Source organism: Pseudomonas sp. 22085, from assembly GCF_052045815.1.
In the GTDB taxonomy this organism is placed as follows: Bacteria; Pseudomonadota; Gammaproteobacteria; order Pseudomonadales; family Pseudomonadaceae; genus Aquipseudomonas; species Aquipseudomonas glycinae.
On record NZ_JBQEQA010000020.1, the window covers coordinates 76,429 to 99,910 of the forward strand.

The following is a 23,482-nucleotide window of genomic DNA, read 5'->3' on the forward strand; positions in this document are numbered from 1 at the left end:
GTAGAAAAATGGGCCAGCCCTCGATTGATTTGCCTTCCAGGCTTCTGCGCAATCTCAAGCCCTGGCTCGGTGCTTCCCATTGGCGCATCGCCTTCTCCGGTGGCCTCGATTCCACCGTTCTGCTGCACCTCCTGGCCAAACTCGCCGAAACCCAATCCATTCCGGCGCTAAGCGCCATCCATGTCCATCACGGCCTTCAGGCTGTGGCCGACGCGTGGCCGGCGCATTGTCAGGCTGTCTGCGATGAACTGGCGGTGCCGTTGCAAGTGGTGCGTGTGCAGGTGCCGCCGGGGGCGAGTCTGGAGCGGGCGGCGCGGGATGCGCGCTACGCAGCGTTCATTGCGGCGACCCAGGCCGAGGATGTGCTGCTGACCGGGCAGCATCGCGACGATCAGGCTGAAACACTGTTGTTCCGGCTGTTGCGTGGCGCCGGGGTCAGAGGTCTCTCAGGCATGCCAGTCCAGCGAGCGCTGGGGCAGGGCAGTCTGGTTCGGCCGTTGCTCGACGTCACGCGTGCCGAGCTGGAAGCCTATGCGCAGGACCATGGCCTGCATTGGGTCGAGGACCCGTCGAATCAGGATCGACAGTTTTCGCGCAACTATCTACGGCATCAGGTTCTGCCGTTGCTGAGCGGTCGCTGGCCTCAGGCGCACGCCAGCATGGCCCGCAGCGCGGCGCATCTGCGTGAGGCGCAAGGTTTGCTCGATGAGCTGGCGCAAATCGATCTGGCTACTGCGAAATTGCCCGCTGAGTTCGAGTGGCCGGGATTGCCGTCACTGGAGTTTTCGGCCATCGCAGGGTTGTCCGATGCCCGTCAGCGAAATGCACTCAGCCACTGGCTTGAGCCGTTGACCCGACTGCCGGATACCGACCATTGGTCGGGTTGGACGGATCTGCGGGACGCCGGTAGCGATGCCTCGCCGATCTGGCGTCTGGCGGATGGCGAGCTGCACCGAAGCGCCGGTCGCCTGTGGTGGCTCAGCGGGCAATGGTTGCGCGCGCCGGTAGTCAGCGGCAACTGGCACGAGCCATCGCTGGCGCTACGCTTGCCCGATAACGGACGTGTCATGTTCAGCGGTCAGACTCCCGTCGGGCCGCTGCAAATCCGCTATCGGCAGGGCGGCGAGGTGATGCATCTGGCGGATCGCGGTCATCGTGATCTCAAGCGCCTGCTCAATGAGCGCGCGGTGCCGGGCTTCGTGCGTGGCAGATTGCCGCTGCTGTTTCGCGGTAAGGAATTGCTCGCCGTGGCGAACCTGCCGGGGCTCGACGGCAATGCGCTGGAGGGCTGGCGATTGCATTGGCAGCCTTCTGACGAAGATCAAGGTTTGAGATGAAGGGGGCATTCCGGTAGACTACGCTCCCTTCTTGATACAACTTCTGTGGATTCGCCTGAATTGCAGGAGTTGCCGATTACCAAGCAGTCTTTGCTGGGCGATTCCAAAAAATGTGTAGCGAGCAACGTACCGGTGTTTTCACTTCCGGTCTGTCCCAACGCGGCGGTTTTTTTGAAAGGTGCACTGTGATTAATGCAGGTGATCGGGGGCTTCGGCCTTCCTTCGCTTTCCCCGGCGGCTCGGACCGCTTTAACGCAGACTTCTAGGGTTTTTCATGACGCGCTACATATTCGTCACGGGCGGTGTTGTTTCTTCTTTGGGGAAAGGCATTGCATCGGCTTCATTGGCGGCCATCCTGGAGGCGCGGGGGCTTAAGGTCACCATGCTGAAGCTGGATCCGTACATCAACGTCGACCCGGGCACCATGAGCCCGTTCCAGCACGGTGAAGTGTTCGTCACCCACGACGGCGCCGAGACCGACCTGGACCTGGGCCACTACGAGCGGTTCATCCGCACGACCATGACCCAGAACAACAACTTCACCACCGGCCGTGTCTACGAGCACGTGCTGCGCAAAGAGCGCCGTGGTGACTACCTGGGTGCAACCATCCAGGTGATTCCGCACATCACCGACGAAATCAAGCGTCGCATCATCAAGGGCGCCGGCGATGCCGACGTGGCCCTGGTGGAAATCGGCGGTACCGTTGGCGACATCGAATCGCAACCGTTCCTCGAAGCCATCCGCCAGCTGCGTGTGGAAGTCGGTTCCAAGCGCGCGATGCTGATGCACCTGACCCTGGTTCCGTACATCGCCACTGCGGGCGAGACCAAGACCAAGCCGACCCAGCACTCCGTAAAAGAGCTGCGTTCGATCGGTCTGCAGCCAGACGTGCTGATCTGCCGCTCCGACCATCCGGTGGATGTGTCTTCGCGTCGCAAGATCGCGCTGTTCACCAACGTTGAAGAGCGTGCGGTGATCTCCCTGGAAGACGTCGACACCATCTACAAGATCCCGGCCGTGCTGCACGCTCAGGGTCTGGACGATTTCGTCGTCGAGCGTTTCGGCCTGCAATGCAATGGCGCCGACCTGTCCGAGTGGGAAAAGGTTGTCGATGCCAAGCTGAACCCGGAGCACGAAGTCACCATCGCGATGGTCGGCAAGTACATGGAGCTGCTGGACGCCTACAAGTCGCTGATCGAAGCGATGAGTCACGCCGGCATCACCAACCGCACCAAGGTCAACCTGCGCTACATCGATTCCGAAGACATCGAAAACCAGGGCACTGCCCTGCTGGAAGGCGTCGACGCGATCCTCGTACCGGGCGGCTTCGGTCTGCGTGGCGTGGAAGGCAAGATCACTGCCGTTCAATACGCTCGCGAAAACAAGGTTCCATACCTGGGTATCTGCCTGGGCATGCAAGTGGCGGTCATCGAGTTCGCCCGTAACGTGCTGGGCTGGAAAGACGCCAACTCCACCGAGTTCGATCGTGCCAGCGGCCACCCGGTTGTCGGTCTGATCACCGAGTGGGAAGACGCCACCGGTGCCGTTGAAGTGCGTACCGAAGCGTCCGACCTGGGCGGCACCATGCGCCTCGGCGCTCAGGAATGCCTGCTCGAAGCCGGCTCCAAGGTGCACGACTGCTACGGCAAGGATGTGATTGTCGAACGTCACCGTCACCGTTACGAAGTGAACAACAACCTGCTGCCGCAAATCATCGAGGCCGGCCTGAAGATTTCCGGTCGTTCTTCCGATGCAGCGCTGGTTGAAGTGGTCGAAGCACCGGATCATCCATGGTTCGTCGCTTGCCAGTTCCACCCTGAGTTCACCTCGACGCCACGCGATGGCCATCCGCTGTTCAGCGGCTTCGTCAAAGCGGCATTGGCTCAACACCAGAAGAAGGCGTAACCCCGATGGCACAGAAGATCATCCGCGTCGGCGACATCGAGATTGCCAACGACAAACCCATGGTGCTGTTCGGCGGCATGAACGTGCTGGAAAGCCGTGACATGGCCATGCAGGTTTGCGAAGAGTACGTGAAGGTCACCGAAAAACTCGGTATCCCTTATGTGTTCAAGGCCAGCTTCGACAAGGCCAACCGTTCTTCTGTGACCTCCTATCGCGGTCCTGGCCTGGAAGAGGGCATGCGCATCTTCCAGGACATCAAACAAGCCTTCGGCGTGCCGATCATCACAGACGTCCATGAGCCTGACCAGGCCGCGGTCGTCGCCGAGGTGTGCGACATCATCCAGCTGCCGGCCTTCCTGTCGCGCCAGACCGATCTGGTCGTCGCGATGGCCAAGACCAACGCAGTGATCAACATCAAGAAAGCCCAGTTCCTCGCGCCTCAGGAAATGAAACACATCCTGAACAAGTGCGTGGAAGCGGGTAACGATCAGTTGATCCTCTGCGAACGTGGTTCGAGCTTCGGCTACAACAACCTCGTGGTTGACATGCTCGGCTTCGGCATCATGAAGCAGTTCGAGTACCCGGTATTCTTCGACGTGACCCATTCGCTGCAAATGCCTGGCGGTCGTTCCGACTCCGCCGGCGGTCGCCGCGCCCAGGTCACCGACCTGGCCAAGGCTGGCATGAGCCAGTCGCTGGCGGGTCTGTTCCTCGAAGCGCACCCGGATCCGGACAACGCCAAATGCGACGGCCCTTGCGCCTTGCGTCTGGACAAACTGGAGCCATTCCTGGCCCAGCTCAAAGCCCTGGACGAACTGGTGAAGAGTTTTCCGACGGTAGAAACCGCGTAAACCTCAATTCTCCGGTAAAGTACCGCACGATTTGTCGCTCATGCCCTCGGGTATGAGCGTTGTCGTCTGCAAGCTGCCCGCTGCACACCACTTGCCGACGGTAAAAAGATTTCCTCTAGCTGCGTCGTTTTCGTCAACTTTGGAGTGTTTACAACAATGGCAAAAATCGTCGACATCAAAGGTCGTGAAGTTCTCGACTCCCGTGGCAATCCCACCGTGGAAGCGGACGTGCTTCTCGACAACGGCATCATCGGCAGCGCCTGTGCGCCGTCCGGTGCATCCACTGGCTCGCGTGAAGCGCTCGAGCTGCGTGATGGCGACAAGAGCCGTTACCTGGGCAAGGGCGTGCTCAAGGCGGTAGCCAACATCAACGGTCCGATCCGCGATCTGCTGCTGGGCACCGACCCAAGCGACCAGAAAGCGCTGGATCACGCGATGATCAAGCTCGACGGTACCGAAAACAAAGCGACCCTGGGCGCCAACGCCATCCTCGCCGTGTCCCTGGCTGCGGCCAAGGCGGCTGCACAGGATCAGGACCTGCCGCTGTACGCACACATCGCCAACCTGAACGGCACCCCGGGTGTTTACTCGATGCCGGTTCCGATGATGAACATCATCAACGGTGGCGAACACGCCGACAACAACGTCGACATCCAGGAATTCATGGTTCAGCCGGTTGGCGCCAAGTCCTTCTCGGAAGGTCTGCGCATGGGCACCGAGATTTTCCATCACCTCAAAGCCGTGCTGAAGGCCCGTGGCCTGAGCACTGCCGTCGGTGACGAAGGCGGTTTCGCGCCGAACCTGGCGTCCAACGAAGACGCACTGAAAGTGATCTCCGAAGCAGTCGCCAACGCCGGTTACAAGCTGGGCACCGACGTGACTCTGGCTCTGGACTGTGCGGCCAGCGAATTCTTCGAAGACGGCAAGTACAACCTGTCCGGCGAAGGCCAGGTGTTCACCGCTGAAGGTTTCGCCGACTACCTCAAAGGTCTGACCGAGCGTTACCCGATCATCTCGATCGAAGACGGTCTGGACGAGTCCGACTGGGCTGGCTGGAAGATCCTCACCGACAAGATCGGCGAGAAGACCCAACTGGTCGGCGACGACCTGTTCGTGACCAACACCAAGATCCTCAAAGAAGGCATCGATAAAAAGATCGCCAACTCGATCCTGATCAAGTTCAACCAGATCGGTACCCTGACCGAAACCCTGGAAGCCATCCAGATGGCCAAGGCTGCCGGTTACACCGCCGTGATCTCGCACCGTTCGGGCGAAACCGAAGATTCGACCATTGCCGACCTGGCCGTGGGTACTTCGGCTGGCCAGATCAAGACCGGTTCGCTGTGCCGTTCCGACCGCGTTTCCAAGTACAACCAACTGCTGCGTATCGAAGAGCAGTTGAATGGCAAGGCCAAGTACAACGGTCGCAGCGAGTTTCGCGGCTGAGCAGTAAATGATAGAAAGACACCGGATTGTGTCGGAAAAGTCGTGACAGCGATGGATTTGCCACTAATCTGATGCCTTATATGCACAAGCCTGGATATTCCAGGCTTCGTGCTATCAGATGCTTCAAAGTTTTTGTGTGGCTGTCTTTTTTCACTGGATACCTGATATTCGATGCGCAGTCCTTACTGGTTGTTTCTCGTCTTGCTCTTGCTGCTGGCCGGTCTGCAGTACCGCCTCTGGGTGGGCAATGGCAGTCTGGCGCAAGTCGCCGAACTGAATCAGCAAATTGCTGATCAACACGCCGAGAACGAAGCCTTGCTGGAGCGCAACCGAGTGATGGACGCTGAAGTCAGCGAGTTGAAGAAAGGCATGGAGACCGTTGAAGAGCGGGCTCGTCACGAATTGGGCATGGTCAAGGACGGCGAAACCCTTTACCAGTTGGCCCAATGATCGATTCCCTGCCGGCCTTCTGGGCCGTGATTCCTGCCGCGGGCGTCGGTGCCCGTATGGCCGCGGACCGTCCCAAGCAATACCTGCAACTGGGCGGGCGCACAATTCTCGAACACAGCCTCGGCTGTTTCCTCGATCACCCGAGCCTCAAGGGCCTGGTGGTCAGTCTTGCCGTCGATGATCCTTATTGGCCGAACCTGGCCAGCGCCAGTGATTCGCGAATTCAGCGGGTCGACGGTGGTGCCGAACGCTCCGGCTCGGTGCTCAACGCCTTGCTGCATCTGCATGCGCAAGGTGCCGACGATGAAGACTGGGTGCTGGTGCACGATGCGGCGCGGCCGAACCTGAGCCGTGACGATCTCGACAAATTGCTCGCTGAGCTGGCGAACGATCCGGTTGGTGGTTTGCTGGCTGTGCCGGCGAAGGACACTCTCAAGCGGGTCGACAAGCACGGTCGGGTGGTGGAAACCGTCGATCGCAGCGTGATTTGGCAAGCGTACACGCCGCAGATGTTCCGCCTCGGTGCCTTGCACCGCGCACTGGCGGACAGTCTGGTGGCGGATGCCGTGATCACTGATGAAGCTTCGGCGATGGAGTGGGCCGGGTTGGCACCGCGCCTGATCGAAGGCCGTGCGGATAACCTGAAAGTGACCCGCCCCGAAGACCTCGAATGGTTGCGTCAGCGCTGGGCCAATCGTCGTTAAGTCCGATATTCCGGCCGTTCGGCCAAACCTTCCTTGAGAAAATCCACCAGTTTGCGCACCTTGGGCGACAGGTGCCGCTGCTGTGGGTACAGCGCCCACACCGCCGTATTCGGCGGTTGATGCGTCTCCAACAAAGAAACCAACGCACCGCTGTGCAGATGTTCCAGCACGTAATAGTCCGGCAACTGACACAGTCCGACGCCTTGTAGCGCCGCATCCAGCACCGCTTGCCCACTGTTGCAGCGCCAGTTTCCCTGTACCCGCTGGGAAAACTCCCGCCCGTTTTGTTCAAGCTGCCAGATGTCCGAGCTGCCGATCAGGCAATTGTGTCGACCCAGTTCCGACAAACTGTGTGGGCGTCCGTACCGTTCAAGGTACGAAGGCGATGCACACAGATACATGCGTCGCGGTGCAAGGCGAGTCGCCACCAGCCGGGAATCCTGAAGTCGGCCAAGACGGATCGCCAGGTCCAGGCCTTCATGCACCAGGTCGAGTTGGCGGTTGGTCAGTTCGATATCGATGCGCAGTTGCGGGTAGTGCCCCATGAACCGGGTCACCAGCGGCACAATGAAACGCTCGCCATAGGCCACGGCGCAGGTCATGCGCAGCATGCCTTTGGGTTCGCTGGTCAGATCGCCGACCGCGCGCAAGGCTTCTTCGCGTCCGTCCTGCAGACGTTGACAATGTTGCAGGAAAGTCTGGCCGGCCTCGGTCAGGGTGACGCGCCGGGTACTGCGATACAGCAAACGCGTCTGCAGACGCTCTTCCAGCCGTACGATTTGTCGACTGATGTGTGAGGAAGAAACGCCCAGGCGTTCGGCAGCCGCGGTGAACTGGCTGCATTCGGCAACGGCGACGAACTCGTCGATGCCTTCCCAGCGGTTTTCGGACATCAGGATTATCCCTGTATGGCAATAATGTTTTGCTTTTGCCCGGATTATTCATCAAGCAGCGCTGGACTACACTGACTGTCTGGTTTTTTATTCAATGGATTCACTGGAGAGTCAGCATGATCAAGTCGCGCGCCGCCGTTGCCTTCGAGGCCAAGAAGCCGCTGGAAATCGTAGAAGTCGATGTCGCCATGCCCAAGGCCGGTGAAGTATTGCTGCGCGTGGTGGCTTCCGGCGTTTGCCATACCGATGCGTACACGCTGTCCGGCGCTGACCCGGAAGGTATCTTCCCGTCGATCCTCGGCCACGAAGGCGGCGCAATCGTCGAAGCGATCGGCGAAGGCGTGACATCCGTGGCCGTCGGAGACCACGTGATTCCGCTGTACACCCCGGAATGCGGTCAGTGCAAATTCTGCAAGTCGGGCAAGACCAACCTGTGTCAGGCGATTCGCGCCACCCAGGGCAAGGGCCTGATGCCGGACGGCACTTCGCGCTTTTCCTACAAGGGCCAAACGATTTTCCACTACATGGGTACCTCGACGTTTTCCGAGTACACCGTGCTGCCGGAAATCTCCGTGGCCAGGATCTCCAAGGATGCACCGCTGGAAAAGGTCTGCCTGCTCGGTTGCGGCGTGACCACCGGTATCGGTGCGGTGATCAACACCGCCAAGGTGAAACCGGGTGACACCGTGGCGATTTTCGGCCTCGGCGGCATCGGTCTGTCGGCCGTGATCGGCGCGGTGAAGGCCAAGGCCTCACGGATCATCGCCATCGACATCAACCCGGCCAAGTTCGAAATCGCCAAACAATTGGGTGCCACCGACTGCGTGAACCCGAAAGACTTCGATCGTCCGATCCAGGAAGTGATCGTCGACATGACCGACGGCGGCGTTGATTTCTCCTTCGAATGCATCGGCAATGTGCAACTGATGCGCGCAGCGCTCGAGTGCTGCCATAAAGGCTGGGGCGAGTCGGTCATCATCGGTGTGGCCGGTGCCGGCCAGGAAATCTCCACCCGTCCGTTCCAGCTGGTGACCGGTCGCGTCTGGCGTGGTTCGGCGTTTGGTGGCGTGCGTGGTCGTACCGAATTGCCAAGCTACGTCGACATGGCGCAAAGCGGCGAAATCCCGCTGGATACTTTCATCACTCACACCATGGGCCTGGAAGACATCAACAAGGCCTTCGACCTGATGCACGAAGGCAAGAGCATCCGTACCGTCATTCATTTCTGATCAATCACGATGCCGCGACTGCCGATGTGCAGCCGTGGCTGCGTAGGAGTCCTACATGAGTCTGGAAAACATCTCCTGTCAGAAAAGTTTCGGCGGTTGGCACAAGCGCTATCGCCATCGTTCCGAAGTGCTGGGTTGCGACATGGTGTTCGCCGTGTACCTGCCGCCGCAGGCAGAGCAGGGCGGCAAGTTGCCGGTGCTGTACTGGCTGTCGGGCCTGACGTGCACGGACGAGAACTTCATGCAGAAGGCCGGTGCCATGCGCATGGCGGCTGAATTGGGGCTGATTATCGTGGCCCCGGACACCAGTCCTCGCGGCCCGGATGTACCGGGCGATCCCGACGGGGCTTGGGATTTCGGCCTCGGTGCCGGGTTCTATCTGAATGCCACGCAGGAACCCTGGTCGCGGCACTATCGGATGCATGACTACGTCGTGCAGGAATTGCCTTCACTGGTTGAAGCGCATTTCCCGGCGTCGGACAAACGCAGCATCAGCGGCCACTCGATGGGCGGTCACGGTGCATTGGTCTGTGCCTTGCGCAATCCAGGGCGTTATCAGTCAGTATCAGCGTTCTCTCCGATCAATAATCCGATGGATTGCCCGTGGGGCCAGAAAGCGTTCTCCCGCTATCTGGGCGAAGACCGTTCGAAATGGCGCGAGTGGGATGCCTGTGCGCTGATCGCCGAGACGGACGAAAAGCTGCCATTGCTGGTCGATCAGGGGGATCGCGACGACTTCCTCGCCACCCAGCTCAAACCCGAGGCCCTGCAACAAGCGGCAAAACAGGCGGGGCATCCGCTGACGTTGCGCCTGCAACCGGGCTACGATCACAGCTATTTCTTCATCGCCAGCTTCATTGACGACCACTTGCAGCATCACGCGCGCGCTCTGAAGAGTTAATGCAGGTAGAATCACGCCCTGACAAAATTCGGGGCGTTTTTTTATGCGTATTGGCCACGGCTATGATGTGCACCGTTTCGCTGAAGGCGATTTCATTACTCTGGGCGGCGTGCGAATCGCACACGGCTTCGGGCTGCTCGCTCACTCCGACGGTGACGTCCTGCTGCACGCCTTGAGCGATGCCTTGCTCGGCGCGGCGGCTCTGGGTGATATCGGCAAGCACTTCCCGGACACCGACCCGCAATTCAAGGGTGCCGACAGCCGTGTCCTGCTGCGCCATGTGGTCAGTCTGATCCACGCCAAAGGCTGGAAGGTCGGCAACGTCGACAACACCATCGTTGCCCAGGCTCCGAAAATGGCCCCCCATATCGAATCGATGCGCGCCCTGATTGCCGCGGATCTGCAAGTTGAACTGGACCAAGTGAACGTGAAAGCCACCACCACCGAGAAGCTTGGCTTCGTCGGTCGCGAAGAAGGCATCGCCGTGCATTCCGTTGCCTTGTTGCTGCGCGCATGAACGAACTGCAATTGCTCGGCCCACGGGCCTATGGCGACGCCCTCGGCACTGCGGTACTGAAAGCCATCGCCGAAGATTTTCAGGTCGATGAAGTGCTCGACATTCCGTTCAGCGGTGACGGCGAGCACCTGTGGATCTGGGTGGAAAAGCGTGGCTTGAATACAGAAGAGGCTGCACGCCGTATCGCCAAGGCGGCAGGTGTGCCGCTGCGTACGGTGAGCTATGCCGGTCTGAAGGATCGTCAGGCGCTGACCCGTCAGTGGTTCAGCGTGCAATTGCCGGGCAAGGCCGATCCGGATCTGTCGGCGTCGGAAAACGACACGCTGAAAATCCTCAAGACCACTCGCCACAAGCGCAAGTTGCAACGCGGTGCGCATTCGGCCAATGGATTCACGCTGCGCCTGACCCAGTTCAATGGCGACAAAACCGCCATCGACGAGCGTCTGCAACTGATCGCCAAACACGGAATCCCGAATTACTTCGGCGCCCAGCGTTTCGGCCATGACGGTGGCAACGTTGTCGATGCCCGCTCCTGGGCCGCGCGTAAGGCACTGCCGGAGCAGCGCAATGTGCGCTCGCGCCTGCTGTCGAGCGCGCGCAGTTTTCTGTTCAATCAGGTGCTCGCAGCACGGGTCGCCGATGGCACGTGGCAGCGCGCCCAGGTCGGCGATCTGCTGGCCTTCACCGACAGCCGCAGCTTTTTCCCGGCCGGTGAGGCCGAGTGCAGCGACCCGCGCCTGGCGATTCTCGACCTGCACCCGACCGGCCCGCAGTGGGGCGAAGGTGACTCGCCGGCGGCCGGGGTTGTCCATGATCTGGAGCAGGGGATTGCCGCACGCGAGGCGGATCTGCGCGATTGGTTGATTAATGCCGGTATGAGCCACGAACGTCGCATCCTGCGGCTGCCCATTGGCGGGTTGACGTGGCATTATCCCGAGCCTGACATTCTGCAACTGGAATTCGTCCTCCCGGCCGGATGCTTCGCCACCGTATTGGTGCGCGAACTCGTTGATCTGGTGCCGGTGGGGCAGACGGACAGCCCATGCGTATTCTGATTTCTAACGACGATGGGGTGACTGCGCCCGGTCTTGCCGCGCTTTATTCTGCGCTGGCGGATTACACCGAGTGCGTGGTTATCGCCCCGGAACAGGACAAGAGCGGTGCCAGCAGTTCGCTGACACTCGACCGTCCGCTGCACCCGCAATACCTGGCCAACGGCTTTATCAGCCTCAATGGCACACCGACCGACTGCGTCCATCTGGGGCTCAACGGTTTGCTTGAACGCGAGCCGGACATGGTGGTGTCGGGGATCAACCTTGGTGCCAACCTGGGGGATGACGTGCTGTATTCCGGGACGGTGGCAGCCGCCCTCGAGGGCCGCTTTCTCGAGCGCCCGTCGTTTGCCTTCTCGCTGGTGTCGCGGCAGGTCGACAACCTGCCCACGGCCGCCTACTTTGCGCGCAAACTGGTCGAGGCCCATGCCGGGCTCGATCTGCCACCGCGCACGGTGTTGAACGTGAACATTCCGAATCTGCCGATCGATCACATTCGCGGCATTCAATTGACCCGTCTCGGTCATCGCGCCCGTGCGGCGGCACCGATGAAAGTAGTGGACCCGCGCGGCAAGGCCGGTTACTGGATCGCTGCGGCAGGGAACGCGGAAGACGGCGGACCGGGCACCGATTTCCATGCAGTGATGCAAGGTTACGTATCCATCACTCCGTTGCAGCTCGATCGCACCTTCAATGATGCCTTCAGAAGTCTCGACGGCTGGCTGGAGGGGCTCAACTGATGGCTCGTGAACAAGACGACAGGCTGCGCAGCGGCATCGGGATGACCTCCCAGCGAACCCGTGAACGCCTGATCCAGCGTCTGTATGAAGAGGGTGTTTCCAACGCCAGCGTGCTGGAAGTGATCCGCCGCACCCCGCGACACCTGTTCGTCGATGAAGCGCTGGCGCATCGTGCCTATGAAGACACCGCGCTGCCGATCGGCAACAACCAGACCATTTCCCAGCCTTATATGGTGGCGCGCATGAGCGAGCTGCTGCTGGAAGCCGGGCCGCTGGACAAGGTGCTGGAGATCGGCACCGGTTCCGGTTACCAGACGGCGGTGCTGTCGCAACTGGTCGAGCGGGTGTTCTCGGTGGAGCGCATCAAGGTGCTGCAGGATCGGGCCAAGGAGCGTCTGGTCGAACTCAATCTGCGCAACGTGGTGTTTCGCTGGGGCGATGGCTGGGAGGGCTGGCCGGCGCTGGCGCCGTACAACGGCATTATCGTCACGGCGGTTGCCACCGATGTGCCTCAGGCTTTGCTTGATCAACTGGCACCGGGCGGGCGGATGGTGATCCCGGTCGGTTCAGGCGAAGTGCAGCAATTGATGCTGATCGTGCGCGAAGAAAACGGCTTCTCCAGACACGTTCTGGGAGCGGTGCGTTTCGTGCCGTTGCTCAACGGGCCGCTCGCCTGAGCATTTGTTCGAGGCCGCTGAATTCCTGTCGAGCGCGCCTGTCTTACAGCGGCAGCGAGTGGTTAAACAGGATGGATCGTCTACAAGCAAACGTGTGCGCCGAGCGATAGCGCTTCTATAAAAGGTAAAGCCGGTTGCGCCCGTTATACTTGCGAAGTTTCATGCCGGAATCGGCATTCCACATTTTTCAGCCACCACAAAGGGAGCGGCGGGTGAGTCTCACAGTCATTGCGCAGCGTATGGGTAACACGAGCTTTCAGCGCCTGGTGACTGGCCTTGTCTTGAGCACCTTGCTGGTCGGTTGCTCCAGCACAAAATCGAGCAACGTGCGGGTCGTTGATCGCAACAATGCGGTGGCCCAGCGTCCGGTCGTGACGACCGGGCAGTATGTAGTCCGTCCGGGCGATACCTTGTTTTCCATCGCTTTTCGCTACGGCTGGGACTACAAAGCCCTCGCTGCCCGGAACAATATTCCTACGCCATATACGATCCATCCGGGTCAGACGATTCGCTTCGATGGCCGTACCGGTTCAACGTCGACGGCAGTCGTCACCAACGCCGGTTCTTCAGCGTCTTCGTCCAGCAAAACCACGGTTATCCGGCGCCAGGCAAATGGCACGACGACCACCACAACCACGGGTTCCGGCGCGGCTTCGACGACGGTTGTACCGTCCGTCGCCAACAAGCCAACACCCGCTCCACTGCCACCACCGGGCCCGGCCCCGACCGGCTGGGGATGGCCATCTAATGGCATTCTCATTGGAAAATTCTCTTCAAACGGTAGTTTGAATAAAGGAATTGATATCGCCGGAGATTTGGGACAGCCTGTTTTAGCTGCGTCTGATGGGACGGTGGTATACGCCGGGAGTGGCTTAAGGGGCTACGGCGAATTGGTCATCATCAAACACAGCGAAACCTACGTCAGTGCTTACGGACACAACCGTCGGCTGTTGGTACGGGAGGGGCAGCAGGTCAAGGTCGGACAGACAATTGCCGAAATGGGGTCAACGGGTACAGACCGGGTGAAACTGCATTTTGAGATTCGCCGACAAGGTAAACCTGTAGATCCGCTGCAGTTCCTGCCAAGACGTTGATTTGCAGACCAGCCTGTTCCGTCACGTAGAGGGGACAGGCTCCAGCGTTGCCAAGGATAAAGGCGTCGCTTGAGCTTGGGGTCGAACTCACCAAAGGACTATAACAATGGCTCTCAGTAAAGAAGTGCCGGAGTTTGACATCGACGATGAGGTTCTCCTGATGGAGACCGGCATCGATTCGGATTCGATGTCGAATGATGAAGGGGCTGCTCCACCTTCCGTTCGTGCCAAATCCAAACACTCCGCTTCGCTTAAACAACACAAGTACATCGACTACACTCGGGCACTCGATGCCACGCAGTTGTACCTCAACGAAATCGGCTTTTCCCCTCTGCTCTCCCCGGAAGAAGAAGTTCATTTTGCGCGCTTGTCGCAAAGTGGCGACCCGGCCGGGCGCAAGCGCATGATCGAAAGTAACCTGCGGCTGGTCGTCAAGATCGCCCGGCGTTACGTCAATCGGGGGCTGTCGCTGCTGGATCTGATCGAAGAGGGCAACCTCGGACTGATCCGAGCGGTGGAAAAGTTCGATCCCGAGCGCGGCTTCCGCTTCTCGACCTACGCAACCTGGTGGATCCGTCAGACCATCGAACGCGCAATCATGAATCAGACCCGGACCATCCGGCTGCCGATTCATGTGGTCAAGGAGCTCAACGTGTACCTGCGGGCTGCACGGGAGCTGACGCAAAAGCTCGACCACGAACCTTCACCCGAAGAAATCGCCAACCTGCTGGAAAAACCGGTGGGCGAGGTCAAGCGCATGCTGGGCCTGAACGAGCGGGTTTCTTCGGTCGACGTCTCACTGGGTCCGGATTCGGATAAAACCCTGCTGGACACCCTGACGGATGACCGTCCGACCGATCCATGTGAACTGCTGCAGGATGACGATCTGTCGCAGAGCATCGATCAATGGCTCTCGGAACTGACCGACAAGCAACGCGAGGTGGTGGTACGCCGCTTCGGCCTGCGCGGCCACGAGAGCAGCACGCTGGAAGATGTAGGCCTGGAGATCGGCCTGACCCGGGAACGGGTGAGACAGATCCAGGTGGAAGGCCTTAAGCGCCTTCGGGAAATTCTCGAGAAAAACGGCCTGTCGAGCGAGTCGCTGTTTCAATAAGCCGCCCGCCTGACCGCCATGCAGAAAGCCCCGACTGGTTCGGGGCTTTTTGTTTGTGTGCTGAAAGCGCCAGGTATTCCCACCTTGTAGGTTTGCGCTGTAAGCCTTTGCTGACTGTATCGTAAGTGTTCGTGATTTTTACACTGCTGCCGAAGGCGATTGTGCTCATCGCTGATCAATAACATATTGATTTATAAGGTTATATTTTAATGTTAAGGGTTTATGACAACAGTATCATGCGCTGAGGGCCGGTTGCCCCCTGCGGGGAACTCGCTAGTATCTGGGTTGTGTCGACGGATAGACACGCCCTTCAAGGAAGAGGGGAATGGACATCGCAGGAAGCGATTCATCAGGACGATGAAAAGGAACACAGGGAATAGGGAAAAAATGTGGGCGGGTCAAACCGCCCCTTTTTTTGCCTGAAATAAAGCAAAAACCGGAAAAGCAAAAAGGCCCGCGAGGGGCCTTTTCTTCAAACGCGCGACAGATCAGCGTTCGAGGTCTTTGATCTTGCCTTTGACGCCATCCCACTCTTCGGCATCCGGCAGCGATTCTTTCTTCTCGGTGATATTCGGCCAGATTTCGGCCAATTCAACGTTCAGTTGAATGAACTCCTGCATCTCTTCCGGAACTTCGTCCTCGGAGAAAATGGCCACGGCCGGGCATTCCGGTTCGCACAGGGCGCAGTCGATGCACTCATCCGGGTGAATCACCAGGAAGTTCGGGCCTTCGTAAAAGCAGTCCACCGGACAGACTTCTACGCAGTCGGTGTACTTGCACTTGATGCAGTTGTCGGTGACGACGAAGGTCATTTCTAATTTTCTCCTCAGGCGGCGGCAGCGTTGCCCCTTCACGGTTGGGGTCGCCAGGTTCGGGAGCGATGTCTGCCGGCCAGGCTATTAGCCAGCAGCATCCCGAACCGCGCGAGATTCTAACAGCTTGAAGCCGTTTGCGTTATATCCGGTTCGTCGGTGCTTAGATCCGGTTCTTAAGTGCATATAACATTTCGAGCGCACGACGCGGTGTAACGTCATCCAGATCCAGTTTGGCCAACTCATCCAGCACCGGATGCGGGAGGCTGGCAAACATGTCGCTCTGTTGTGGCGCTGCCGGTTTGCCCTTGGCGGCCGGTTTCGGCGCCTCATGTGGCAGCGCGGTAGCTTCCAGGCGGCTCAAGTGTTCACGAGCACGCACGATCACTTCGCTTGGCACACCGGCCAGCTGCGCAACCGCAAGGCCATAACTCTGGCTCGCCGGCCCCGGCAACACATGGTGCAGGAAGACGATGCGCTCATTGTGTTCGGTGGCATTGAGGTGCACGTTGGCCACCAGCGGTTCGGCTTCCGGCAGCACGGTCAGTTCGAAATAGTGCGTCGCAAACAGAGTATAGGCCCGCAACTGCGCCAGACGCTCCGCCGCCGCCCACGCCAGGGACAGACCATCAAAGGTGCTGGTGCCGCGCCCGACTTCGTCCATCAGCACCAGGCTGCGCTCGGTAGCGTTGTGCAGAATGTTCGCGGTTTCGCTCATTTCCACCATGAAGGTCGAGCGCCCGCCGGCGAGGTCGTCGCTGGAACCGATCCGGGTGAAGATCCGGTCCACCAGCGACAGTTCGCAACTGGCTGCCGGCACGAAGCTGCCGATGTGCGCCAGCAGCACAATCAGTGCAGTCTGGCGCATATAGGTGGATTTACCGCCCATGTTCGGGCCGGTGATCACCAGCATGCGGGTGTTGTCGTCCAGGCTCAGGTCGTTGGCCACGAACGGCGTGGTCAGCACTTGCTCGACCACCGGGTGACGGCCCTGGGAGATGCGCATGCACGGTTCGCTGACGAACGTCGGGCAATTCAGGTCGAGGTTCAGCGCACGTTCGGCGAGGTTGCTCAGCACGTCCAGTTCGGCGAGAGCCGAGGCGGTGTCCTGCAATGGGGGCAACTGGCTGATCAGATCTTCCAGCAATGCTTCATAAAGCATCTTCTCGCGGGCCAGGGCACGGCTCTTGGCAGACAGTGCCTTGTCTTCAAACTCTTTCAGCTCCGGGGTGATAAAGCGCTCGGCACCTTTGAGGGTCTGGCGGCGGATGTAATCTGCCGGCGCCGATTCAGCCTGTTTGCTAGGCAACTCGATGAAGTAACCGTGGATGCGGTTGTAGCCGACTTTCAGGTTGGCGAGGCCGGTACGGGCCTTCTCCCGGGCTTCCAGATCGATCAGGAACTGGCCGGCGTTCTCGCTCAGCGATTGCAGCTCGTCGAGTTCGCTGTCGTAACCGGTTTTCAGCACGCCGCCGTCGCGGATCACCGCCGGCGGGTTGTCGATAATGGCTTTTTCCAGCAGCGCCGCCAGTTCCGGATAAGTGCTGGTGGTGGCCGCCAGTCGTTGCAGGTGCGGCGCTTCCAGGTCAGCCATTGCCACTTGCAGTTCAGGCAACGCGCCGAGTGCATCGCGCAAGCGGGCGAGGTCGCGAGGGCGGGCATTGCGCAGGCCGATCCGCGCCAGAATCCGCTCGATGTCGCCGATTTCCTTGAGCTGCGGTTGCAGTTTTTCAAAACGATAGCGGTCGAGCAGGCAAGTGATCGAACTCTGGCGAGCGAGCAGCACGGTCAGATCGCGCAACGGACGGTTGAGCCAACGGGTCAGCAAACGGCTGCCCATGGCGGTCTGGCAACGATCGACAACCGATTGCAGGGTGTTGTCGCGGCCGCCGGCCAGGTTGGTATCGAGTTCGAGGTTACGGCGGCTGGCGCCGTCCAGCACCACGGTGTCGTCCAGCCGTTCATGACGCAGGCTGCGCAGATGGGGCAGGGCGGTGCGCTGAGTTTCCTTGGCATACGCCAGCAGGCAACCGGCGGCGCCGATGGCCAGGGTCAGGGTTTCGCAGCCAAAACCTTTCAGGTCTTGGGTGGAGAATTGCTGGCAGAGACTTTTCAGCGCCGAGTCGCGCTCGAAATCCCACGGTGCACGGCGGCGAACGCCACGGCGTTTTTCCGCCGGCAGATCCTTCGGCCAGTCATCGGGGATCAGCAGCTCGACCGGGTTGACTCGCTCCAGTTCCGCCAGCAGGTTTTCCCAGCCCTTGATCTCCAGCACGGTGAAGTTGCCGCTGGTGATGTCCAGCACGGCCAGGCCGAACAGACGCTCATCGCCCAGCACCGCCGCGATCAGGTTATCGCGGCGCTCATCGAGTAGCGCCTCATCGCTGACCGTACCCGGGGTGATGATCCGCACCACCTGACGCTCCACCGGGCCCTTGCTGGTGGCCGGGTCGCCAACCTGCTCGCAGATCACGACCGACTCGCCGAGCTTGACCAGCTTCGCCAGATAACCTTCCGCCGCGTGATACGGAATCCCGCACATCGGAATCGCCTGACCCGCCGACTGCCCGCGCGCGGTCAGGGTGATGTCCAGCAACTTGGCCGCCTTCTTCGCGTCTTCGTAGAAGATCTCGTAGAAGTCGCCCATGCGGTAGAACATCAGCTGGTCCGGGTGCTGATTCTTCAGGCGCCAGTACTGCTGCATCATCGGAGTGTGGGAGGACAGGTCGGAGACGGCTTTATTCATCGGATTGTCAGGTAACTCGTTGGAATGTGTGGGGCAAAAGCGGGGCAGTCGCCGGGCTTTTCCGCGATGGGCGCAAGGTTACCATGGGCGGTCTGTCGGACGCAGGCATCGCGGCCGGGTGACATCTATCTGGTGCAAAAACGTCGACTATGCACGATTTATGCAAATCAGCATTTGTCTTCGCGAAAAACTTCAAGCACTATGCGCGTTATGCAAAAACGCAACGTATCCTCCGTCTTAAGAGCACTGCTCGATCAGCACGGGATCTCCCCCACGGAGCTCCACCGTCGCACCGGCGTGCCTCAATCCACGCTCTCGCGGATTCTCAGCGGGAAGATCGTCGATCCCTCAGATAAGCACATCTCGAAGATCGCCGAGTACTTTGCCGTGAGCACCGACCAGTTGCGCGGGCGCGCGGATGTTGCGCCCGCCGCCAACGCCGGACGCGACGAGTTGCATTCCGAACTCAAGGACATAAGCCTGTGGGACGACGACACCCCCGTCGATGACGACGAGGTGTCGGTGCCCTTTCTTCGCGAGGTTGAATTGGCTGCTGGATCAGGAAGATTCGTCATCGAAGAGAGCGAACGCTCAAGCCTGCGCTTCGGCAAGCGCAGCCTGCGCCATAACGGTGTGCAGTTCGATCAGGCCAAATGCGTGACGGTACGGGGCAACAGCATGTTGCCGGTGCTGCGCGACGGTGCCACGGTTGGGGTCAACGCGGGAAAATGCGGTATTGGCGACATCATTGATGGCGACCTTTATGCGATCAACCACAACGGTCAACTGCGGGTGAAGCAGCTTTATCGCCTGCCTACCGGTATCCGTCTGCGCAGCTTCAATCGCGATGAGCATCCGGACGAGGACTACAGCTTCCAGGACATGCAGGAAGAGCAGATCGTCATCCTCGGTCACGTCTTCTGGTGGGGCATGTACGCCCGGTAACCCGATCCCTTTCGGATAAAACCCGCCTCGGCGGGTTTTTTTTCGCCTGTAGAAAACCGGGCAACCCTTGATTGGCGGGGCTTCCATGCATCCGCGCATTTTTCGTGCATAAATAAATGCATTTACGCATTGACTGTATATGCATCCATGCATATTCTTGCCACCAAGCCGCTCGACAAAGCGGCTGGCAACAACAGCTCTTTAGTTCCACAAGAACAGGCAGCGATGGACCGGCCTCAACGGTTCAGAGGGTTGGCAACTGACCCGGGTGTGCAGCGTAAAGCACCAGAAGCAGTTATCCGGCGGGCAGGGACCGCGGTCGGAAAAACAATTTGAATGGACTCGTACCGCGCCAGTAGCGCCGAAAAGTCAGCTTCCTTCACGTACACAGGATTGAAGGAAGGCAAAGGAGTGCATTACTGAAAAGCCCGGCGGGTTGCCGGGCTTTTTGGAATGCCTACTGAGCTCATCGCTGCACCCCCCTCTGCAATAAAGCAATCGGCTGAACAACAACCAAGGAAATCAGGATGAACCGTTACGTACTCACAATATATGCGAATTACATCATCGTTCTTCAGGTGCTGGATACTGATGGACCGCTGCCGGCCATACCTCTTGGTGAACCGGATGCCGCATGGCGAGATGTCACCGGTGATACCACCGCGCAACCGGGAATGAGAATGGAGTACGGTCCATACGGGGTGACGTTCAGTGCGATCCCCGTCTCCGAGCACGAGTGGATCAACAATGCCCGCATGCAGCAACGGTTCGACGCAGCCGAACGCTGGCTGAGGTTCAACCCGCTGCAATACAGGCTGGATCTTGGCATCGCCAGTCCGGCAGATGAGGCGGCGCTGGTTGCCTACAAGCAGTACGTCGTTGCCGTAAGCGAAGTGAAAAACCAATCCGTGTTCCCGGTGCTCGACTGGCCGGTGGCTCCTTTCTGACTTACTTCCAGTGAAAGCGCATTACTGAAAAGCCCGGCGAATTGCCGGGCTTTTTGGAATGCCTGCCCGATGCAGTCAGATCAACGTATGCCGAGATATCGGCGATCCAATAAGGATGTGAGCAATGAGCTTGAAAAAATATGCACGTGTAGTGAATGGCAAAGTCGACAACATTTTCGAAACTGCCAATCCGATCACCGAAGAATTTCCCGGCGATCAAGTGTGGGTCGACGTTACCGCCACCTTGGCTGGCCAGGTCGATTACGGCCATAACGCAGTCAACACCGACGGCGTCTGGTCTTTTGCACCCGAGTTCCCTTGGGGCCAATCGGTGTTGGGCGAACAACTGCGCAATGAGAAGACGCGTCGGTTCGACAACCTAGTCACTCGTGTCGCCGCCGCCGGTCTGCAATACAAAGTTGATCTGGGCATTGCCACTACAGCGGAGCAGGTGTACCTGGCCGCGTTCAAGGAGTACTGCGTGGCCTTCACTCAGGTCAATAAGCAGCCGGGTTTTCCGGTGACCATCGTTTGGCCTGAGTTGCCGTAAAGGCGCAAGAGCGCACTACTGAAAAGCCCGGTCCCTGTCCCTGTGCCGGGCTTTCTGGAATATCCGCCTGATGCAGGCGCTTCAACAAAGTTTCGCGGCATGAACATGGCCTGGCAGGGAATCAAAAGGATTTGCCGATGTTGAAAGAGTGCCGCTGTGGCAGCTGCAAACGACTGCTCGCCCGGGTGGGTAGGTACACAGAACTCCAGATCAAATGTTCCCGCTGCGGAACATTGAATCATGTGAAGGCCACGAGTCTCGAGCGATCGCCTGTGAGCGACATGCGTGCTGCATCGCCAGCACAACCTGATCAATCTCCTCATAGGTAAAGACATGAATATTCTCAAGAAATACGTAGCTCCGTTTCTCGCTATTGCACTGCTGGGCAATGGCGGCAGCGCAATCGCCGCCAACCTCCTGGTGAACGGCAGCTTTGAACAATCGACATGCGGTGGTGGCTGCATTCTGGACACCCCGGCAAAAACCAATGCCATCACAGGCTGGACGACGTTCCTGTCCGGTGCCGAATACTTCAACATGCCCAATGCTATCGGCGGTTCTGTGGCAGCAGATGGCGTGATGATCGTCGACCTGGCCAACTACGTTTATGGCAACGGTGGCGGGATTCAGCAGAATTTCGCGACCACTCCGGGCGCCAAGTACCGTCTGACTTTCAGTGCCGGCAACTCCCGATTCGCCAGCCGCTCCGGCGACGGTGTCATTCAGGTGAAAGTGGCCGGGCAAACCGCTACGTTCAACACACCGACAGCCAAAGGCGTCGCGGTCGAGTGGAGCACCGTCACTTACGAGTTCACCGCGATTACCGCGCAGACAACTCTGGCGTTTTCCAACGAGCAGAACCCGTACGCCAACTACGCCTTCATCGACAACGTCATTGTCGAGCGCCTGTAACTGCTGAATGCGCGGAACCTGTAGCTGTTCTTCCCCGCTTCAGAGGCGACACCCGTCCGGTGTCGCCTCTTCACTTCTCTTCATTCATCAACGCTTTCAGGAGGCGTGACATGACAACCGAGCAACAAGCATTGGCTGACATGCCGATCTGGCTGGTCATCCTCCTTGCCGTCGTGGGCGGGGTGTCCGGCGAAATGTGGCGCGCCGACAAGGAAGGCGCCCGTGGCTGGCCACTGCTGCGACGCCTGGCCCTGCGCTCCGGCGCCTGCATGATCTGCGGCGTGTCGGCAATCATGCTGCTGTACGCCGCCGGCATGTCGATCTGGGCTGCCGGGGCATTTGGTTGCCTCACTGCAATGGCCGGTGCCGACGTCGCCATCGGCCTTTACGAACGCTGGGCTGCCAAGCGCATCGGCGTCTGCGAAGTTCCGCCGCGCGACCCGCAATAACCCATTCACTTTCCTGTCTCGCTGCACGCCGTGCGGCGCGACTTCGCGTGGACATCAGAAAAGGAGGTCAAGCATGCCCACACTGATTCAGCAGCCTTCGCAGCTGTTCACCGCGATAGCGACAGCCTTGCGCAACAGCTCCGAGCTGAACGTGCAGGTCGGTAATCACGATGACTTCACGACCCCCGGCGACAAAGCCTGGGTGCTGATCGATATCGAACGCAATGCATCGGGAGAGCGCGCCGCCAACGGGCGGATTGCCCATGTGCTGACGCTGTCGCTGCAAGTCATTCCGGCGCTGTCCGCCACGGCATTTGCCGCCTGTGATCTGATCGCCGCGCTGAAGAACCTGATCACCGACAACCGCTGGGGCTTGCCCGGCGATCAGTGCGATCTGCCGATGAACATCGATGGAATGCCGTCATTGCTCATCCGCGCCGACCAGCCGAACAAAGCCTGGACGCTGTCGTTCAACCAGACCCTCTACCTGGGCCCGACCCTGCTGGACGACCCGCTCGGCACACCGAAATTCGCCCGCACCTGGGAAGTCAGCGACATCGACGACCCCGACCAATACACCTCGCTGGAGGCCTGACCGATGTTCGACGCGTTACTGCGAATGCAGCTGGGCCCGATCATCGAGCGCCTGGCCGAGATGGAAGCGGAGATCGAAGACCTGCACCGGCGTGCCGAGAGTTATTGCCGTATCGGCATCTGTCAGGAGGTCGATGCGGCGAGCAACACCTGCCGGGTCAGCCACGGTGGATTGCTCACCCCGGCCATCAAGTTCTTCAACCCGAGCGCCGGCGCGCAGAGCGAGTCGCGGATCCCGACAGTGGGCGAACAGTGTCTGCTGTTCAACTACGGCAGCGGCGAAAGCGGTGCACAAAGCGTGGCGCTGTTCGGCCTGAACAGTGACCGTTTTCCGCCGACCTCGACGGTCCCGACGTTGACTCGTCGCGTCCATCAGGACGGCAGCGAAAGCGGCTACGACGACGCCACGCACACGCTGCACTGGCAAAACGGTCCGGCCGCCTTCAACGGGTCTCGCGAAGCGCTTGAGATGAGCATCGGTCCGGCACGGCTGGCGATGACCCCGCAAGCGATCAACCTGCAACTGGGCGCGGTCGGCCTGACCATCGACGCCTCGGGCGTGCATTTCAGCGGCCCGTTGGTGGATCACCAAGGCCGTGTCATCAGCCCCTGAATC

General features: G+C 59.6%; 25 protein-coding genes. 22 read left to right on the forward strand and 3 right to left on the reverse strand.

The genetic code is table 11. The features are described from left to right. The first annotated feature begins 8 nt into the window (after positions 1-8). The 6 genes from tilS to ispD all read left to right on the forward strand — a co-directional run bounded on the left by tilS (position 9) and on the right by ispD (position 6,694). Positions 9-1,337 (forward strand): tRNA lysidine(34) synthetase TilS, encoded by a 1,329-nt coding sequence (tilS, locus tag ACTJK7_RS22725; RefSeq protein ID WP_323151104.1) that lies wholly within the window; start codon positions 9-11, stop codon positions 1,335-1,337. A gap of 274 nt (positions 1,338-1,611) precedes the next feature. Beyond that, a complete protein-coding gene (locus ACTJK7_RS22730) occupies positions 1,612-3,243 on the forward strand; it encodes a CTP synthase (RefSeq protein ID WP_011332696.1) in 1,632 nt (543 codons plus the stop codon). A gap of 5 nt (positions 3,244-3,248) precedes the next feature. Continuing rightward, positions 3,249-4,094 (forward strand): 3-deoxy-8-phosphooctulonate synthase, encoded by an 846-nt coding sequence (kdsA, locus tag ACTJK7_RS22735; RefSeq protein WP_007954807.1) that lies wholly within the window; start codon positions 3,249-3,251, stop codon positions 4,092-4,094. A gap of 156 nt (positions 4,095-4,250) precedes the next feature. Next, the gene (eno, locus tag ACTJK7_RS22740) at positions 4,251-5,540 is read left to right on the forward strand and encodes a phosphopyruvate hydratase (protein WP_007954808.1); all 1,290 of its coding nucleotides are present in this window, start codon (positions 4,251-4,253) and stop codon (positions 5,538-5,540) included. A 171-nt stretch (positions 5,541-5,711) separates the two neighbouring features. Further along, positions 5,712-5,990 (forward strand): cell division protein FtsB, encoded by a 279-nt coding sequence (ftsB, locus tag ACTJK7_RS22745; protein ID WP_003222158.1) that lies wholly within the window; start codon positions 5,712-5,714, stop codon positions 5,988-5,990. Then, positions 5,987-6,694 (forward strand): 2-C-methyl-D-erythritol 4-phosphate cytidylyltransferase, encoded by a 708-nt coding sequence (gene ispD, locus ACTJK7_RS22750; RefSeq protein ID WP_440780703.1) that lies wholly within the window; start codon positions 5,987-5,989, stop codon positions 6,692-6,694. Before ftsB ends, ispD begins: the two co-directional genes overlap by 4 nt. Here the strand turns inward: ispD and ACTJK7_RS22755 are convergent. Continuing rightward, positions 6,691-7,587 carry a LysR substrate-binding domain-containing protein gene (locus ACTJK7_RS22755; RefSeq protein ID WP_108559828.1) on the reverse strand — a complete coding sequence of 299 codons (897 nt, stop codon included), beginning with the start codon at positions 7,585-7,587 and terminating at the stop codon, positions 6,691-6,693. The two genes, ispD and ACTJK7_RS22755, sit on opposite strands and share 4 nt — an antisense overlap. Positions 7,588-7,703: 116 nt before the next feature. Here ACTJK7_RS22755 and ACTJK7_RS22760 point away from each other — a divergent pair, with 116 nt between their 5' ends. The 8 genes from ACTJK7_RS22760 (at position 7,704) to rpoS (ending at position 14,911) form a co-directional block, all read left to right on the forward strand. Then, positions 7,704-8,816, forward strand: coding sequence for an S-(hydroxymethyl)glutathione dehydrogenase/class III alcohol dehydrogenase (locus ACTJK7_RS22760; protein WP_440780704.1), 1,113 nt, complete (start codon positions 7,704-7,706; stop codon positions 8,814-8,816). A gap of 55 nt (positions 8,817-8,871) precedes the next feature. Next, a complete protein-coding gene (gene fghA, locus ACTJK7_RS22765; protein ID WP_011332701.1) occupies positions 8,872-9,717 on the forward strand; it encodes an S-formylglutathione hydrolase in 846 nt (281 codons plus the stop codon). A 43-nt stretch (positions 9,718-9,760) separates the two neighbouring features. Continuing rightward, the gene (gene ispF / locus ACTJK7_RS22770) at positions 9,761-10,234 is read left to right on the forward strand and encodes a 2-C-methyl-D-erythritol 2,4-cyclodiphosphate synthase (RefSeq protein WP_007954821.1); all 474 of its coding nucleotides are present in this window, start codon (positions 9,761-9,763) and stop codon (positions 10,232-10,234) included. Further along, positions 10,231-11,289 (forward strand): tRNA pseudouridine(13) synthase TruD, encoded by a 1,059-nt coding sequence (gene truD / locus ACTJK7_RS22775; protein ID WP_108559832.1) that lies wholly within the window; start codon positions 10,231-10,233, stop codon positions 11,287-11,289. Before ispF ends, truD begins: the two co-directional genes overlap by 4 nt. Then, positions 11,277-12,026, forward strand: coding sequence for a 5'/3'-nucleotidase SurE (gene surE / locus ACTJK7_RS22780; RefSeq protein WP_108559834.1), 750 nt, complete (start codon positions 11,277-11,279; stop codon positions 12,024-12,026). The genes truD and surE overlap by 13 nt, the downstream gene beginning before the upstream one ends. 41 nt (positions 12,027-12,067) lie before the next feature. After that, positions 12,068-12,703 (forward strand): protein-L-isoaspartate(D-aspartate) O-methyltransferase, encoded by a 636-nt coding sequence (locus ACTJK7_RS22785; protein ID WP_170844894.1) that lies wholly within the window; start codon positions 12,068-12,070, stop codon positions 12,701-12,703. A 212-nt stretch (positions 12,704-12,915) separates the two neighbouring features. Next, positions 12,916-13,797, forward strand: a complete 882-nt coding sequence (locus ACTJK7_RS22790) for a peptidoglycan DD-metalloendopeptidase family protein (RefSeq protein WP_108559836.1) — start codon at positions 12,916-12,918, stop codon at positions 13,795-13,797. A 106-nt stretch (positions 13,798-13,903) separates the two neighbouring features. Further along, complete coding sequence (gene rpoS / locus ACTJK7_RS22795) at positions 13,904-14,911, forward strand: RNA polymerase sigma factor RpoS (protein WP_007954831.1); 1,008 nt, start codon at positions 13,904-13,906, stop codon at positions 14,909-14,911. A 488-nt stretch (positions 14,912-15,399) separates the two neighbouring features. On the opposite strand, the gene fdxA is transcribed toward rpoS, so the two are convergent. Both fdxA and mutS read right to left on the reverse strand, forming a co-directional pair. Further along, positions 15,400-15,723 carry a ferredoxin FdxA gene (fdxA, locus tag ACTJK7_RS22800; RefSeq protein ID WP_007908827.1) on the reverse strand — a complete coding sequence of 108 codons (324 nt, stop codon included), beginning with the start codon at positions 15,721-15,723 and terminating at the stop codon, positions 15,400-15,402. A 163-nt stretch (positions 15,724-15,886) separates the two neighbouring features. Then, on the reverse strand, positions 15,887-18,469 hold the full coding sequence (mutS, locus tag ACTJK7_RS22805; RefSeq protein WP_440780705.1) for a DNA mismatch repair protein MutS: 2,583 nt from the start codon (positions 18,467-18,469) through the stop codon (positions 15,887-15,889). A gap of 210 nt (positions 18,470-18,679) precedes the next feature. Between mutS and ACTJK7_RS22810 the strand changes: the two genes are divergently transcribed. The 8 genes from ACTJK7_RS22810 to ACTJK7_RS22845 all read left to right on the forward strand — a co-directional run bounded on the left by ACTJK7_RS22810 (position 18,680) and on the right by ACTJK7_RS22845 (position 23,479). Beyond that, positions 18,680-19,414 (forward strand): XRE family transcriptional regulator, encoded by a 735-nt coding sequence (locus ACTJK7_RS22810; RefSeq protein WP_045121746.1) that lies wholly within the window; start codon positions 18,680-18,682, stop codon positions 19,412-19,414. A 527-nt stretch (positions 19,415-19,941) separates the two neighbouring features. Continuing rightward, the gene (locus tag ACTJK7_RS22815; protein WP_440780706.1) at positions 19,942-20,361 is read left to right on the forward strand and encodes a tail fiber assembly protein; all 420 of its coding nucleotides are present in this window, start codon (positions 19,942-19,944) and stop codon (positions 20,359-20,361) included. Between the two features lie 124 nt (positions 20,362-20,485). Further along, on the forward strand, positions 20,486-20,911 hold the full coding sequence (locus ACTJK7_RS22820; RefSeq protein ID WP_440780707.1) for a tail fiber assembly protein: 426 nt from the start codon (positions 20,486-20,488) through the stop codon (positions 20,909-20,911). 137 nt (positions 20,912-21,048) lie between these two features. Next, the gene (locus ACTJK7_RS22825) at positions 21,049-21,240 is read left to right on the forward strand and encodes a Com family DNA-binding transcriptional regulator (protein WP_084776901.1); all 192 of its coding nucleotides are present in this window, start codon (positions 21,049-21,051) and stop codon (positions 21,238-21,240) included. A gap of 4 nt (positions 21,241-21,244) precedes the next feature. After that, a complete protein-coding gene (locus tag ACTJK7_RS22830; RefSeq protein WP_064384039.1) occupies positions 21,245-21,823 on the forward strand; it encodes a DUF642 domain-containing protein in 579 nt (192 codons plus the stop codon). Between the two features lie 110 nt (positions 21,824-21,933). Next, the gene (locus ACTJK7_RS22835) at positions 21,934-22,272 is read left to right on the forward strand and encodes a phage holin family protein (protein ID WP_108559842.1); all 339 of its coding nucleotides are present in this window, start codon (positions 21,934-21,936) and stop codon (positions 22,270-22,272) included. A gap of 73 nt (positions 22,273-22,345) precedes the next feature. Beyond that, positions 22,346-22,867, forward strand: a complete 522-nt coding sequence (locus ACTJK7_RS22840; RefSeq protein ID WP_440780708.1) for a hypothetical protein — start codon at positions 22,346-22,348, stop codon at positions 22,865-22,867. A gap of 3 nt (positions 22,868-22,870) precedes the next feature. After that, positions 22,871-23,479, forward strand: coding sequence for a phage baseplate assembly protein V (locus ACTJK7_RS22845; RefSeq protein ID WP_108559846.1), 609 nt, complete (start codon positions 22,871-22,873; stop codon positions 23,477-23,479). Positions 23,480-23,482: the final 3 nt, after the last annotated feature.

Bases quoted from the DNA above. Each gene is read 5' to 3' on its own strand.
- ispD (WP_440780703.1), top strand. From the start codon at position 5,987: ATGATCGATTCCCTGCCGGCCTTCTGGGCCGTGATTCCTGCCGCGGGC.
- surE (WP_108559834.1), top strand. From the start codon at position 11,277: ATGCGTATTCTGATTTCTAACGACGATGGGGTGACTGCGCCCGGTCTT.
- ftsB (WP_003222158.1), top strand. From the start codon at position 5,712: ATGCGCAGTCCTTACTGGTTGTTTCTCGTCTTGCTCTTGCTGCTGGCC.
- ACTJK7_RS22820 (WP_440780707.1), top strand. From the start codon at position 20,486: ATGAGCTTGAAAAAATATGCACGTGTAGTGAATGGCAAAGTCGACAAC.
- mutS (WP_440780705.1), bottom strand. From the start codon at position 18,469: ATGAATAAAGCCGTCTCCGACCTGTCCTCCCACACTCCGATGATGCAG.
- rpoS (WP_007954831.1), top strand. From the start codon at position 13,904: ATGGCTCTCAGTAAAGAAGTGCCGGAGTTTGACATCGACGATGAGGTT.
- truD (WP_108559832.1), top strand. From the start codon at position 10,231: ATGAACGAACTGCAATTGCTCGGCCCACGGGCCTATGGCGACGCCCTC.
- ispF (WP_007954821.1), top strand. From the start codon at position 9,761: ATGCGTATTGGCCACGGCTATGATGTGCACCGTTTCGCTGAAGGCGAT.
- ACTJK7_RS22835 (WP_108559842.1), top strand. From the start codon at position 21,934: ATGACAACCGAGCAACAAGCATTGGCTGACATGCCGATCTGGCTGGTC.
- ACTJK7_RS22760 (WP_440780704.1), top strand. From the start codon at position 7,704: ATGATCAAGTCGCGCGCCGCCGTTGCCTTCGAGGCCAAGAAGCCGCTG.
- ACTJK7_RS22730 (WP_011332696.1), top strand. From the start codon at position 1,612: ATGACGCGCTACATATTCGTCACGGGCGGTGTTGTTTCTTCTTTGGGG.
- ACTJK7_RS22755 (WP_108559828.1), bottom strand. From the start codon at position 7,587: ATGTCCGAAAACCGCTGGGAAGGCATCGACGAGTTCGTCGCCGTTGCC.
- eno (WP_007954808.1), top strand. From the start codon at position 4,251: ATGGCAAAAATCGTCGACATCAAAGGTCGTGAAGTTCTCGACTCCCGT.
- ACTJK7_RS22785 (WP_170844894.1), top strand. From the start codon at position 12,068: ATGACCTCCCAGCGAACCCGTGAACGCCTGATCCAGCGTCTGTATGAA.
- ACTJK7_RS22830 (WP_064384039.1), top strand. From the start codon at position 21,245: ATGAATATTCTCAAGAAATACGTAGCTCCGTTTCTCGCTATTGCACTG.
- fghA (WP_011332701.1), top strand. From the start codon at position 8,872: ATGAGTCTGGAAAACATCTCCTGTCAGAAAAGTTTCGGCGGTTGGCAC.
- tilS (WP_323151104.1), top strand. From the start codon at position 9: ATGGGCCAGCCCTCGATTGATTTGCCTTCCAGGCTTCTGCGCAATCTC.
- ACTJK7_RS22840 (WP_440780708.1), top strand. From the start codon at position 22,346: ATGCCCACACTGATTCAGCAGCCTTCGCAGCTGTTCACCGCGATAGCG.
- fdxA (WP_007908827.1), bottom strand. From the start codon at position 15,723: ATGACCTTCGTCGTCACCGACAACTGCATCAAGTGCAAGTACACCGAC.
- kdsA (WP_007954807.1), top strand. From the start codon at position 3,249: ATGGCACAGAAGATCATCCGCGTCGGCGACATCGAGATTGCCAACGAC.
- ACTJK7_RS22810 (WP_045121746.1), top strand. From the start codon at position 18,680: ATGCAAAAACGCAACGTATCCTCCGTCTTAAGAGCACTGCTCGATCAG.
- ACTJK7_RS22845 (WP_108559846.1), top strand. From the start codon at position 22,871: ATGTTCGACGCGTTACTGCGAATGCAGCTGGGCCCGATCATCGAGCGC.
- ACTJK7_RS22815 (WP_440780706.1), top strand. From the start codon at position 19,942: ATGAACCGTTACGTACTCACAATATATGCGAATTACATCATCGTTCTT.
- ACTJK7_RS22825 (WP_084776901.1), top strand. From the start codon at position 21,049: ATGTTGAAAGAGTGCCGCTGTGGCAGCTGCAAACGACTGCTCGCCCGG.